At 38.5% G+C, this 13,231-nt stretch carries 13 protein-coding genes and 2 riboswitches; of the genes, 1 reads left to right on the top strand and 12 read right to left on the bottom strand.

What is annotated here, in order from left to right:
* Nucleotides 1-4: 4 nt before the first annotated feature.
* The 7 genes from cobK to AC2YJL_RS11125 all read right to left on the bottom strand — a co-directional run bounded on the left by cobK (nt 5) and on the right by AC2YJL_RS11125 (nt 7,368).
* Complete coding sequence (gene cobK, locus AC2YJL_RS11155) at nt 5-772, bottom strand: precorrin-6A reductase (protein ID WP_230932722.1); 768 nt, start codon at nt 770-772, stop codon at nt 5-7.
* A complete protein-coding gene (locus AC2YJL_RS11150) occupies nt 769-1,680 on the bottom strand; it encodes a sirohydrochlorin chelatase (RefSeq protein ID WP_047933570.1) in 912 nt (303 codons plus the stop codon). The genes cobK and AC2YJL_RS11150 overlap by 4 nt, the downstream gene beginning before the upstream one ends.
* Before the next feature lie 18 nt (nt 1,681-1,698).
* On the bottom strand, nt 1,699-3,321 hold the full coding sequence (gene cobJ / locus AC2YJL_RS11145) for a precorrin-3B C(17)-methyltransferase (protein ID WP_195696873.1): 1,623 nt from the start codon (nt 3,319-3,321) through the stop codon (nt 1,699-1,701).
* Between the two features lie 13 nt (nt 3,322-3,334).
* Nucleotides 3,335-3,715, bottom strand: a complete 381-nt coding sequence (locus tag AC2YJL_RS11140) for a (2Fe-2S) ferredoxin domain-containing protein (RefSeq protein ID WP_016764370.1) — start codon at nt 3,713-3,715, stop codon at nt 3,335-3,337.
* A 102-nt stretch (nt 3,716-3,817) separates the two neighbouring features.
* Nucleotides 3,818-3,997, bottom strand: a riboswitch (cobalamin riboswitch).
* Nucleotides 3,998-4,115: 118 nt separating this feature from the next.
* Nucleotides 4,116-4,294, bottom strand: a riboswitch (cobalamin riboswitch).
* A 147-nt stretch (nt 4,295-4,441) separates the two neighbouring features.
* Entirely contained in the window at nt 4,442-4,600 is a 159-nt protein-coding gene (locus tag AC2YJL_RS11135) for a hypothetical protein (RefSeq protein WP_013057318.1), read from the bottom strand.
* A 351-nt stretch (nt 4,601-4,951) separates the two neighbouring features.
* On the bottom strand, nt 4,952-5,989 hold the full coding sequence (locus AC2YJL_RS11130) for a M42 family metallopeptidase (protein WP_230932723.1): 1,038 nt from the start codon (nt 5,987-5,989) through the stop codon (nt 4,952-4,954).
* Nucleotides 5,990-6,096: 107 nt separating this feature from the next.
* Nucleotides 6,097-7,368 (bottom strand): cation:dicarboxylate symporter family transporter, encoded by a 1,272-nt coding sequence (locus AC2YJL_RS11125; protein WP_230932724.1) that lies wholly within the window; start codon nt 7,366-7,368, stop codon nt 6,097-6,099.
* A 386-nt stretch (nt 7,369-7,754) separates the two neighbouring features.
* Between AC2YJL_RS11125 and brnQ the strand changes: the two genes are divergently transcribed.
* Nucleotides 7,755-9,110, top strand: a complete 1,356-nt coding sequence (brnQ, locus tag AC2YJL_RS11120; protein ID WP_195696870.1) for a branched-chain amino acid transport system II carrier protein — start codon at nt 7,755-7,757, stop codon at nt 9,108-9,110.
* A gap of 39 nt (nt 9,111-9,149) precedes the next feature.
* On the opposite strand, the gene AC2YJL_RS11115 is transcribed toward brnQ, so the two are convergent.
* The 5 genes from AC2YJL_RS11115 to AC2YJL_RS11095 all read right to left on the bottom strand — a co-directional run bounded on the left by AC2YJL_RS11115 (nt 9,150) and on the right by AC2YJL_RS11095 (nt 12,912).
* Nucleotides 9,150-9,527 (bottom strand): hypothetical protein, encoded by a 378-nt coding sequence (locus AC2YJL_RS11115; RefSeq protein ID WP_195696869.1) that lies wholly within the window; start codon nt 9,525-9,527, stop codon nt 9,150-9,152.
* 14 nt (nt 9,528-9,541) lie between these two features.
* Nucleotides 9,542-10,699, bottom strand: a complete 1,158-nt coding sequence (locus AC2YJL_RS11110) for a hypothetical protein (protein ID WP_230932725.1) — start codon at nt 10,697-10,699, stop codon at nt 9,542-9,544.
* A gap of 185 nt (nt 10,700-10,884) precedes the next feature.
* Complete coding sequence (locus AC2YJL_RS11105) at nt 10,885-11,082, bottom strand: IDEAL domain-containing protein (protein WP_013057324.1); 198 nt, start codon at nt 11,080-11,082, stop codon at nt 10,885-10,887.
* A 133-nt stretch (nt 11,083-11,215) separates the two neighbouring features.
* Nucleotides 11,216-12,499: an ammonium transporter gene (locus tag AC2YJL_RS11100; RefSeq protein ID WP_102812824.1), complete on the bottom strand. Its 1,284-nt coding sequence runs from the start codon at nt 12,497-12,499 to the stop codon at nt 11,216-11,218.
* Entirely contained in the window at nt 12,496-12,912 is a 417-nt protein-coding gene (locus tag AC2YJL_RS11095; RefSeq protein ID WP_230932726.1) for a hypothetical protein, read from the bottom strand. The genes AC2YJL_RS11100 and AC2YJL_RS11095 overlap by 4 nt, the downstream gene beginning before the upstream one ends.
* Between the last annotated feature and the right edge of the window lie 319 nt (nt 12,913-13,231).

The following is a 13,231-nucleotide window of genomic DNA, read 5'->3' as shown; positions in this document are numbered from 1 at the left end:
TCAATCAACTCCTAGTTTGGTTTAATAAAGCATGAACCACTTCTTCAAACGTGGAATACACGGTCCCATACTCAATTTTCGGTCGCCCAATCATAATAATATCTAAGCCTAACTCTTTAGCTGCTTCTACTTTTTCATCCACAGATCCAACTTTTCCGCTTTCTTTTGTGACCATAACCGTCACTCCGTATTGCTTATACAGCGCTCGATCAAACTCTTTTGTAAACGGCCCTTGAATAGCAATAATATTTTTTTGCGGAAAGCCTAATTGCTGACACTTTTCCATATTATCCAACCTTGGAAGCATACGAGCCACAAGCCGTACATCTGAGAGAGGAAGCAGCTTTTCTGTAAAAACCTGCAGCGTCTTGCTGCCTGTTGTCAACATAATAACTCCTTTTTTCTCAGCTGCTACTTCTGCTGCTTCTTCATACGTAGAAACCATCGTCATATTATCATAGGCAAAAGCCTGCGAAGCCCGCTCATAGCGTATGTAAGGAAGTGCTGTTTCAGCAGCGACGCCGATAGCATTTTTAGACGCTTCTTCCGCAAAGGGATGACTTGCATCCACAATAGCTTTTACACGATGTTCGTTTACAAAATCCATCATATCTTCTTTTGTGAGACGTCCAATTTTCACTTTCACTTCTGCACGCTGCAATTCGATAGCTGCGTTTTCGGTTACAACCGTTGCCGTAACCTCATGACCTGCTTTTTTCACTTGCACGGCTAATGCACGTGCATCGCTAGTTCCGGCTAACAATAAAATCATTTTAGCTCGCCGACCTTATCTTCATGGTGGTCGTGGTCATGATGGTGATCGTGGTGATGGTGTCCGTGATCATGGTCATGATCGTGATGATGATGGTGATCAATATGCTCCATAATGCCGAGGCGATATTGACACGTATCGCAGTTCATTTTCACTTCACCTTCTAATCCTTCTTCAGCACGTTCTTTTAAAATTGTCTGCAGTTTTGGGTGAAAACCGAAATAGCCGGCTAGCTTAAACTCAATGTTTTCATGCTGCATTTTATACTGCTTCACCATTTCTTCCAAACGCTTAATTAGTACTCCTGTAAATAAGAAATACGGGAGAATAACCACTTTTTTAGCGCCCAATTTCAAACATCGCTCCACGCCTTCATCAATCAGTGGAGCGGTCACGCCCATAAAAGAAGTTTCAACGATTTTGTAATTTGTTTTTTCCCAAAGAAGGCGCGTAATTTTATATAAATCACTGTTTGCATCAGGATCACTTCCTCCTCGCCCTAAGACAATAACAGCCGTGTCTTCAGCTGGAGTTTCTAAATTCTCTCCCGATTCTTGTAATCTCGTTTTTAAAATTTCAAGGGCTTCTTCATGAACGCCAATGGGACGTCCATATACGAAGTTTACGTGTGGATATTTTTCCTTAGCTTCATCTATAGCCGCCGGAATATGTATTTTAGAGTGGCCAGCAGGTAAGAGCATAATTGGAATTACAACTACATCTTTTGCTCCTTTTGCCACACATGTATCAATGCCTTGACTTACATTTGGGCGTTCAAATTCTAGAAAACACGTTTCTACTAAAATAGATGCGTCCCAATCATGCTTCATAGTCGAAATAAATTCGCGAATTTGATCGTTCCCTTCAGGATCTCTGCTTCCATGACCGACAAATAAAACTGATTTCATATAATGCCCTCCTATTTTTTAATCTCCACACGGAGCTGGTTCTACTTTTATTTTTGGTGTTATATCTTGATAGTCGAATCCATAAACGTTCTTCACACGCTTAAAGAATTTATGAAATCGCTCATTAGGATGACCTTTTTCTTTATATTCATGGACAATGTTCTCCACTATTTCAACAATGTCATCGGGCGCTATACCTTCCGCCACAATTTGACCTGAATGCGCATTGCGTCCAACGGTTTTAGCTCCTAAAAATAAATCAAACGCACCTTTTCTATAGACAATGCCGATATCTTCTTGAACAGCACCATAACAGGCCATACCGCATCCATTAATACCAAGCTTCAGCTCTTTTGGCATGTCCATTCCCCCGAGACGTTTTTGTAATTCTTCCGTATGTGGAATAGCATCACTTTTTTCTCCGTCACAAAAATCACACGCTTTGATTGTGAACACATCTCCGACCGGAGATAGTAAAAAGGAAGCTGCTTGGAGCTTTTTAATAATCACATCTGGCTGAGTCGTTGGGATTTGCAGTTTGATTTGATGGTCAGGTGTATACTCCATCGTACCTTTTTCACCAACAGCTTCTGCTAGTGTGGTCATTTGAACAGGTGTGAATTTCTTATTGGCAAGTCCTGGGCTAACTGCCACTTCGAAAATTGACTCTATTGGCTGATGTACGACCGCAGAAGTGGTTTCACCTAAAATTGCTTGAAGCGCTTCTTCTGCAAGAGCTCGTGAAGTTGCTGGTTCTTCTGGTTTGGTCTGAACTGCTTCAATAGCTGAAGCTGTTTGCTTTACAGTCTCTTCTTGATCGAGAGCCCATGGTTCTGCTTCTTTTCGAAGTCGCTGATGCGGTCTTAGCGGCTGCTCCGTTTGGTTGAGGGTATATTTCCGCTGATACCCGCGCGGGGTAATCATTAAATCGTCGTAAAAGAACGTAGATGAATTCCCGACAACAACGGTAGTCAGCATGCCAATTTCATGATTTAACATGTCTTTTAAGTTGGTCATTACGACTTCTTCACGGTCACGATAAGCGCTTTTCACAAGACCAACAGGCGTATCAGGAGAACGGTACTTTAATAAAATCCTCTGTGCTTCAACAATTTGTCTTGTTCGTCTTCCGCTTTTTGGGTTGTAAAAAGCCACTACAAAATCTGCTTGTGCAGCTGCTTCGATTCTTTTTTCAATTAGTTCCCAAGGCGTAAGGTGGTCACTTAAACTAATTGTACAAGCGTCGTGCATCACGGGCGCTCCAAGGAGAGATGCGCATGAATTGATAGCCGAAATGCCAGGAATTACTTCCAGCTCTACGCCCGTTTCTTTTTTCCAGCCTTTTTCAATCAACACTTCATACACAAGGCCTGCCATTCCATATACTCCTGCATCTCCGCTTGAAATGACAGCCACGGTTTTTCCTGCTTCCGCTTGCTTTACAGCTTCTTGTGCACGGCTTACTTCTTCGGTCATTCCTGTACTAATAATTTGCTGATTCGTTAACAGTCCTTGAATTAATTCCACATAGGTTTTGTAACCGATGATCATATCACTTTCTTGAATGGCTTCTCTTGCTCGCTGTGTAATATGTTCAAAGCTTCCCGGCCCAAATCCGATAACTAACAGTTTACCTTTCATGCTAGCTCCTCCTTTATGCGTTACTTTTTACTTTGTCAATTCCTTCTATGGAGTCACTGTTTTCCGGAGAAACGAAACCATTTTGATCATATTCATAAATAAGCGATTCCTTTATACTGCAGCCTCCTGCTAAATGTTCTTCGACAATCCGGTGAGCCACGGTTTCAGTGACCTGCTTGTACCAATCTCCTGAAGGATACACAATAGCTACAGGAGCATCTTTGCATCGTCCATTACAGCGTGTACGCGTTGTATGAACCGTTTCATCCAAATCCAGTTCCGTCACTTTATTTCGAATAGCTTGGGTGGCTTCTTCTCCACCTTTTCTCATACAGCTGCTTCCATTACAAATCAATACGTGATGTTTTGTTCCATTTAAGTTCCACGTCGTCACACTCATTCGCTCCTTTACTAAAAAAAGCGCCTCTATCATTGATAGAGGCGCAGAAAAATTCAAACTAAGTTTTTGCACTTCCACCTATATCCCGTAGGGTAAGCTTCGCATTAGAAAAAGGCTGGTTTCCTGGCTTCGATTCATCACTTGATTGCGCCTTCCCGAATACAGTGGCATATGCAATCAGCTCATCTTCACAGTGGCGGGTACCGCGCTGGCTTCACACCAGACTTCCCATTTAACGCAATGTAAACATTGCGCACCTTTTTTGCACGATATGTAGTTTTGCGACATGAGAAAAACCCGCTTCGCTAATATGCGAGCGGGTAAAACGTCAGAATAAGAGTGTACACGAATGCCACTTTAAGCCAACGTTTCCCTTCCCGCTCCCCGGAGAAATAGAAACTTCACAATAAAGACAGGTCTCCTGACTTGTGTATCATTCTACTTGAGAACCTTCCCGTGATTCTTCCACAGTGGTTATACTCGTTCGTCCACACTTACAGTTGCGGGGGCAGTACTGGTCTTTCACCAGTTTCCCTATTAAGCCTTCTTGGCATCTTTACTGTTGCTGTTTGATATATATGAACCTTTTAAACTATCAGAATAATAGAAGTAACTACCATATCATAGCGTACATTTTTTTTTATTTCAACTCTATTCTTTTTATAGGATATAAAGAGCCATAAAAAAACAAGAGCAAAAAATCAGCTCTTGTTTTTCTACTTATATAGCTACCAATGTTAAATGAGGATCATTATAATACACGACTTCTGAAAGAACTTTACAGCCATTTGTTTTGGCAAAAGCTTCTCTCGCCTGCTTTTCAGTTTCAAATTCAAACATTTTCATTTCTTTTCCAGCATATACCGTCAGTACCCACATGAAAAGATTCGCCTCCGATTATTGTAGTGATCGCTATATCCACATTATGACGAAACCATTTCCTTTTGAAAACCCATTCTACAAAACTTGTCACAAGAAACTTTTAAAAATTTAAAAACATTTTAACTTCTGTAAATGAACAAAATGTACAAAAGGTTTAAGCAGTATTGTATCTCTTTAAAAAGGTGCTTTTTTAATCACCTATTGCTCCACCAGTAAAAAATATATAGTATTTATTAAAAAAAAGAAGCCGGACAGCTGGCTTCTTTTTTAAGAAAGGAAAGAACAGACATCGTAATCCCATCCTGTTCTTTATTTTGCATAAAAATACACTAATTAAATATCCCTTTCTTAAAGCAGAACCATGTTCGACTGAATATAGTAATAGAGAAGCTTATACGTATGATTCAATGAATCTTGATGCGTTCTCTCAAACGCATGAGAAGAATCAATTCCTGGACCAATTAAGCCGTGTACGATATCGTGTCCCGCACGAATAGCAGCAGAAGCATCTGATCCGTAAAATGGATAAATATCTAATTTGTACTGAATATCATGCTGCTTAGCTAGCTCCACCAAATGCTTTCTCAAACCGTAATGATATGGGCCGCTTGAATCTTTTACACAAATAGACACAGTGTATTCATCAGTAGATTGTCCATCTCCCATAGCACCCATATCAACTGCTAAGTATTCTACTGTTTGAGGCGTAATATTCGAATTTCCTCCGTATCCAATTTCTTCATTATTTGAAATGAGAAAATGCGTAGTGTATGGCAGTTCGATCTGTTCTTCTTGAATTGTTTTCATGAGCTGAAGCAATAAAGCTACGCTTGCTTTATCATCGAGATGACGAGATTTAATAAAACCCCTTTTTGTTATTTCTACACGAGGATCAAACGAAACAAAGTCGCCAACTTCAATTCCAAGGCTGCGAACATCTTCTGCGCTATGTACTTTTTCATCCAATCGAATTTCTATATTTTCTTGATTCCGCTCAGCTTTCCCTGCATCTTTATACACATGAACAGATGTTTGATGCATAAGAATGGTTCCTGTAAATACTTCTCCTGATGAAGTTTCAATTTCACAATATTCTCCTTCAATAGAATTGTAGCGAAACCCTCCAATCAGGTCGATTTTTAGACGCCCACTCGATTTGATTTCTTTTACCATAGCACCTAATGTATCAACATGAGCCGTCAGCATGCGGTGGTGATCTGTATCTTTACCGGGAATAGTAGCGACTAAGCCCCCTTTTCGATTGCGATACGTTTGAATATTTAGCTCTTTTACATAGTCTTCGACAAATGAAATCACCTTTTCTGTATTTCCAGAAGGACTGGGAATCGAAACAAGCTTTTTAATTAACTGAACAGTTTCCGTCATTATGACACTTCCTTTGTCTCTCATTTCTTTTATTTTACCATATGTTTCAAAAAAGATAACAGGCAGATCCAAACAAAAAAGCCGGGCAGCTGCCCGGCTTTTTTGTTTTAAGCTATGTTTGATTTCTTTAATCCATTTGTATAGTTTAATGATTTTTGCTTATCAAATTCGCCTTCAGACTTCGACATCACAATGGCAGCTAAAGCATTTCCTACTACGTTAACTGTGGTACGCATCATATCAAGAATGCGGTCAATTCCTGCAATAAATGCCATGCCTTCAAGAGGGAAGCCCATAGATTCAAGTGTAGCAAGTACAACTACAAACGATGCCCCTGGTACACCAGCCATTCCTTTTGAGGTTAACATTAGCACAAGAAGGAGCTGAATTTGATCCATAATGGAAAGGTCGATGCCGTACATTTGAGCAATAAACAGCGATGCCAGCGCCTGATAAATGGTTGAACCATCTAAGTTAAACGTGTAGCCCGTTGGAATAACGAACGATGTAACCGATTTAGAACAACCGAAGTCTTCCATCTTTTTGATAAGAGACGGTAAAACGGCTTCTGAACTTGCCGTTGTAAAAGCAAGAAGCAGCTCGTCTTTTAACACTTTTATGAGCGTAAACATGCTTGTTCCAGCCATTTTAGCAATAATTCCAAGAACCACAAGCACAAAGAAAATCATGGTGAAGTAAACGGCGAACACTAATTTTCCTAATGGAATAAGTGATCCGACACCAAACTTTATAATATTAACACCAATAAGTGCAAATACACCTACTGGAGCAAATTTCATCACCAAATTAGTTACCCAAAACATTGCATCCAAGACGCCTTCAAAAAAGGCTAAAACAGGTTTTCCTCTCTCTCCAATCGAAGCTACGCCTACACCAAACAGTACGGAAAATAAAATGATTGGTAAAAGATCACCTTCTGCTACCGATTGAAACACGTTTGTTGGAACAATATGAAGAAGCTCTTGAGCAATCCCTGTACTTTCAGACGTTTTTGCCGTTGCCTCATATTGAGAAATATCGCTTTTTTCAATATGTCCCATGTCAACCCCTGCACCAGGGTGGAATAAGTTCGCGGCAATAATCCCTACTACAATAGCAATGGTTGTAACAATTTCGAAATAAAGAATTGTTTTTCCGCCAAGCTTACCTAATTTTTTGATATCGCCTACTCCTGCGACCGCTACGATTAATGCTGAAATCACAATCGGTACGACAATCATCTTAATTAAATGAATAAATATGTCTCCAACCGGCTGTAAAATAGAAATGGCTGTATCGCTTCCGTAAAAGATAGCACCTACAGCTACGCCTAAAATCAGTCCAATTAGAATCTGAGTTGCTAGACCTAACCTTTTCACTTTCTTGCTCCTTTCGCACAGTTGACTTTCATCCATCGAGCATATGCGGTTCCGCGAACCGTGTATAAATATACATCCTTACAGCACCTTATGTAAACAGTTCTTTACTAAAAGGATGCTAGGCCGCACATGCGAATTTTTAAAAGCCACGGTTCTGTTTTATCATATCAAATAATTGTTGTATATTGAGATTTTTTTGCTAAGTATTTTTCTATTTTTGCTATTTCAGCGAATAAATTAAAAAAATAAAATTTTATATTGAAATATGCATTTTAGGTTAGTATAATACGATACATGTTTATTTTTATTATTCGAATATAAAATTCTGAAAATTTTAATTATTCAACACGATAATAAAAAGCATTTATAATTTTGGAGGTTTTAATGTGTCAAACAAAGTTCCTTTTTCATTTATAGTGGTTATTGGCTTTATGCTTTTTGCCCTATTCTTCGGCGCAGGTAATTTAATCTTCCCTGCAATGTTAGGTCAGTCTGCTGGAAGCAATATTTGGTCAGCAAACGCTGGATTTTTAGTAACGGGTGTAGGTCTGCCTCTTCTAGGCGTTCTCGCATTTGGTTTTTCCGGAAAAGAGGATCTGCAGTCTTTAGCTAGTCGCGTACACCCAGCTTTCGGTATTATCTTTACTACGATTTTATACTTGGCAATCGGACCGCTTTTTGCGATGCCAAGAACGGGAAGCGTTTCGTTCGAAATTGGCGTTAAGCCTTTTTTATCAGAAAATCCAGGGCACCTTCCCCTTATCATTTTCACGGTAATTTTCTTTACTATTACCTGCTTTTTTTCGCTAAATCCTGCGAAAATTGTCGATTTAGTAGGAAAAGTTTTAACACCTATTAAATTAACGTTTATTGGAATATTGGTAGTTGTAGCCGTTGTGAACCCAATTGGGAAATTTGAAGCACCAAGCGAAGCTTATACAACACACGCATTTTTTAAAGGCTTCCAAGAAGGCTACTTAACAATGGATACACTAGCATCATTTGTTTTTGGAATTATTATTATTAATGCAATTAAAGAAAAAGGAGCAAAAACTAACCGACAAATTATCACAATTTGTGCAAAAGCTACGGCTATCGCTGCCGTTATTTTAGCTCTTATTTATAGTGCATTGTCCTATATGGGTGCTTCAAGCGTATCAGAGCTTGGACGTCTTGATAACGGAGGTACAGTTTTGGCTGAAGTATCAAATTACTACTTTGGCTCTTACGGAGGAATTCTTTTAGGCCTGATGATTACCGTTGCTTGTTTAACAACAAGTGTAGGCCTTGTAACATCTTGTTCATCCTTTTTCCATAAGCTGTTTCCAAGTGTTTCTTATAAGTTGATTGCTGTCATTTTATCAGCATTCAGCGCCGTTGTAGCAAACTTTGGTTTAACGGAATTAATCGCTATTTCGGTTCCGGTCTTAACAGCTATTTATCCGTTAGCTATTGTGTTAATTGCTTTAACATTCTTACACCCTTTATTTAAAGGACGTTCAGAAGTCTACCAAGTAAGCCTTCTGTTCACGTTTATCGTTAGTTTATTTGATGGCTTAAATGCTGCTGGATTCAAAATTGCGGCAGTAAACGATCTGTTTACATCGATTCTACCTATGTATGGAGTGGGTCTCGGCTGGGTAGTTCCTGCTATTGTAGGAGGATTAATCGGTCTTGTCATTACCTTCCTTCGTACAAATGATAATACGAACAGAAACACTTCAAGAAAATTGATTAAATAAAAAGAGGATGCGAGTGCATCCTCTTTTTATTATGGCGCCTTATGAGTAAGGAGTTTTTTTCTCCATTAACTTCACTTCTTCTCTTAACACATGTTTTTCGTATAGATATTTATCCGTTCGTTGAAAATGATATTTATCAGCTTTTTCTTTTTCAGATGTGGTCAAAAGCACTCGACGATCAGAAGCATCTGACACACCAAACGTTTCATTTTGATAAGTAGCATACGGAGCTACAAAAAACACTTCTTCAACAGCATCACGAGGAACTTCTTTTGTAAAAGTCGTGTCATTGTATGGAATGAATCCATTTGCTACATCGCCTTTCTCATAGCTAATCAGCTTTACACATCCGTTTTCCGTTTCATAACATTCGTAATCTCGTTCATTATATGCTGCATGCAAACCTTTTCGAATCACAAAAAACCAGTCCTTTACATTGGGTTAGCAACCGCTGGTACAAATCGTTTTTCTTCTGCCACATAGGTAGCTAAAAGTACTTCTTCCCCATTTACCACTTGGTATAGTTCCGCTCCGTTTGCTGGTGGATAATAGTTATCAAATTTGAACTCTGGAACGGTTTCCCCGTTTCGAGATCCTGTAAATCCATTAAGCGTACATGGAGGTCCATCTGTTGTTTTCCCTCCCAACACAGTTCCGTAGGGAATATCAACGTGGCTTACCGCTTGCGATTTAAATTTGATTACACCGTACGTCGATCCTTCTTCAGGAAACGGCCTTTTGCCTGAGCCATCGGTGTAATCTAAACGTAAGCTTTCAACAAAATCTTTGTACGAAGTAATATCATGAACATCTTCAGCTTTAGCTACATATCCTCCCACTGCTGTATAAGAGCCATCTACATACTTTTCAATATCTTTAGCAGGAATCGTTTTTTGCAGCAGCGTATCTTTTGTAAGAGGAGAAACAGAGTCACGTATAGTCTTCATTACTTCTATTTCATGAGAAGTTAATGTTTTAACATCCTTTAATTTTAGTTCATTAAACTCTTTTTTTGTAAGATTAACGCGCTTCAGCACTTCATTAATTTTTTGATCAAAATCTTCTAAGCTTTCTAAATCTGAAGCCGTATAATGAGCATCGACTGTCCTTACATCTTTATGTACTTTCTTAACTTCATTTAACTCATACTGTTCTACTTCATCAGCCGTTTTAAACGTTTCAACGCTTGAAATGGTTTCGCCATTCGTATCAGCTACAACGTAACCGTCTTCAGCTTTGATCACATATCCGACTTCTCCGTTACCTAACACAATTAAGTCTGACTGTTGAAAAGCGGCTTTCTCTTTTTCTTTTTGAAATTCCTTATCTGTCATTCCCTTAGTAACGAGAGCTTTAAGTTCTGACGTGTCTTTACTGTTTTTTTGATTTGCTTCTACTTTCTCAGCTGTAACTGATGAAGTTTCTGTATTAGATGGAGAATGAGTGACCGTCCCGATGACAAAAATAAGACCAAACACAATCCCTATGCCATACAAAAATTTACTTGTTTTATGAGCTCTAAATAAAATTCCTAACACAATGCAAACAATACCCGCAATCAAGCTATCTACTAATAATAGATGTCCCAACCAAACCCCTCCTCTTTAATTCTTGTTTATGTTAAAAAAATCCATAAAAGAAGTCAATACAATTAATGTAAATAAAGTTTTAAACAGGAATATATTCATAATTATTACTAATTAATCCCTTTTAGTAGGTATCAAAAATAAAACACACCATCTAAAATAGATGGTGTGTGAAGTATAGTAAGTAATTAAGAAATTTGTTTAAGTTCTGATGAGAGTTTTAAAAACTCTTCTTTATTTTTCATCAATAGCGTGCGGTCGATTTCTTCTTTTAGCTGTGCTTTACGAAATTCTGCAATCGCCTTGTCTAAAATCATCTCAGCGAATAATGCATCAAGCACCTTTCCGTTGGATTTTTGCGGTGAATTAAGTAAATTCTTTTTCATAAGAAATCAACTCCTTGGCTTTTTTATAATATAACACAAATATTCTGACTTTTCAATCATTTAAACCAAGTATTTTAATCTATTTTTTTTCACATAAAAAGGCCGCCCTTTTGTTATAAAGCGCGGCCTTTTATTACGAATCTGCGGCTTTTTCTTTTACTTCCGCATAGTAGTTTTCATATTCAATAAATTCAGGAGCCTGATGAGCTGCCATGATACCGTGGTAGCTGATATCTAAGCCCACTTCTTCTTCTTCTTCCGTAGATCGAAGCGGAACCACCAAGGAAATAACCTTTAACCCTATCCACGTCGTAACAAATCCCCAAGCGCATAGAGCGATTAACCCAAGAAGTTGAACGCCAAATAATGTCCAGCTCCCTCCTGTAAACACACCGCCGTCTGTAGAAAACAAGCCTACAGCCAACGTGCCCCATATTCCCGAAGCAGCGTGTACAGGAAAAGCTCCTACAGGATCGTCGATTTGACGTGCTTCGAGCCAGTTTGTAGCTGCCATCATTAATAAACCAGATACAGCTCCAATAAAAATAGCAGATGGTGTGTTAACAAAAGCGCACCCGGCCGTAATGCCAACCAGTCCGGCAAGTGATCCATTTATCACAGAAGGTGCATCTGAACGGTTGTAGCGAAATAAAGTATAAAATAAAGTAGCTGCTCCGCCTGCTGCTGCTGATAACATTGTGACAATAGCAATGTGACCAATTCTAACGTCAGTAGCACTTAGCGTACTTCCTGCATTAAACCCGAACCATCCAAACCATAATAAAAAAGCACCCACTGATGCAAGCGGCAAATTGCTTGGAAGAGAAACAGAACTAATTCCATTTTTCGTGAACTTCCCTTTTCTCGGTCCAATCATTATTGCAGCTGCTAAAGCTGAAAAACCGCCAAGAGCATGAATAACTGCCGAACCGGCAAAATCAAGCATCCCTAACTTACTAATCCATCCGCCTCCCCAAATCCAGTGGCCGGCTATAGGATAAATAAATGTAGTCATTAAAATCGCATATAAAAGATATGCGCGGAAATTAATTCGTTCTGCCACCGCTCCAGAAACGATAGAAATGACCGCAATAACAAATGCACATTGAAACAGCCAAAACGTTTCAAGCCCAATTGGAATGTCAAGGTGCGATAAATTACCTGAGAGCGCAAAACCGCTTTTACCGACAACTCCACCTAAATCATCACCGTACATTAATCCAAAACCAATTAAATAGAAACAAAGCGTTCCTATTGTAATATCAGCGAATACTTTCATAATAATATTCACGCTATTTTTGTAGCGGACAAAACCTGCCTCTAGCAAGGCAAAGCCGCCTTCCATTAACAAAATCATCGCCGCTGTTAACACGACCCACGTTGTATTTATCCCTAAACTTAGTTCATTAACACTCATATCCCAACGCCTCCACTGCTTTTTAATCGTTTTATTTCTTGTACAATAGCAGGCGAAAGCGTAATTTCACTTGTTTCTTCATTTTCCGCTTTTATTAATTCAAGAACTTCATGAAGTTCTCGCATTTGTGCTTTAAGGTGATCAATTTTTTTAAAGCGCTCCTTTACGTATACCATATACTCGACCGCTTGATGCTGACTTAAAGGACGCCCGGTAAAAAATTTACGAAACGTTGATAGTGATTGATACCAAGCTTCTTCAGCACGTTTCTTCTCTTCGTATTTACTAATTTTCGTTTTTATATCTTCTATTTCTTGTGCTTTAGCTTCTTTTAACTTCATTATAAATTCAATTAATTTTAATTGAGGCAACGTAATGACCACATTATGATAAAGTTCATCCACTACAACCATGTTATATCTCCTTACATAAGATGTTATATTCTGATTATATGTAGAACACTATAGTAAGTCAATGTAATTTTTTGAAAACTCTTTAAATAGTAAATGCGCCCTATCTTTTTAATACTTATAGAATATTAAGTTCGTATGTGTTGAAATATGACGTTATTTGTTTTATCGTAGGAAGAGGAATCATGTTAGTTCCCTATTTTAATTTTATTTACCTAGGCAATTATTCGCTTTATTTTTTATAAACTTTTATTAAACAAAGGGTTACGAGGTTCTTCACTTATTTTTTCAACGAAATGAGTTGATTTTATCTCGTATTAAA

The sequence above is a fragment of the Priestia sp. SRI_019 genome, from assembly GCF_057586255.1.
The sequence above is the reverse complement of the archived record's forward strand: the minus strand, read 5'-3'. Positions and strand labels throughout refer to the sequence as shown.

What these genes read in the sequence shown, in the direction of transcription:
- cobK (WP_230932722.1), bottom strand. Translation starts at nt 772, where the DNA reads ATGATTTTATTGTTAGCCGGAACTAGCGATGCACGTGCATTAGCCGTG.
- AC2YJL_RS11150 (WP_047933570.1), bottom strand. Translation starts at nt 1,680, where the DNA reads ATGAAATCAGTTTTATTTGTCGGTCATGGAAGCAGAGATCCTGAAGGG.
- cobJ (WP_195696873.1), bottom strand. Translation starts at nt 3,321, where the DNA reads ATGAAAGGTAAACTGTTAGTTATCGGATTTGGGCCGGGAAGCTTTGAA.
- AC2YJL_RS11135 (WP_013057318.1), bottom strand. Translation starts at nt 4,600, where the DNA reads ATGTGGGTACTGACGGTATATGCTGGAAAAGAAATGAAAATGTTTGAA.
- AC2YJL_RS11130 (WP_230932723.1), bottom strand. Translation starts at nt 5,989, where the DNA reads ATGACGGAAACTGTTCAGTTAATTAAAAAGCTTGTTTCGATTCCCAGT.
- AC2YJL_RS11105 (WP_013057324.1), bottom strand. Translation starts at nt 11,082, where the DNA reads ATGAAAAAGAATTTACTTAATTCACCGCAAAAATCCAACGGAAAGGTG.
- AC2YJL_RS11100 (WP_102812824.1), bottom strand. Translation starts at nt 12,499, where the DNA reads ATGAGTGTTAATGAACTAAGTTTAGGGATAAATACAACGTGGGTCGTG.
- AC2YJL_RS11095 (WP_230932726.1), bottom strand. Translation starts at nt 12,912, where the DNA reads ATGGTTGTAGTGGATGAACTTTATCATAATGTGGTCATTACGTTGCCT.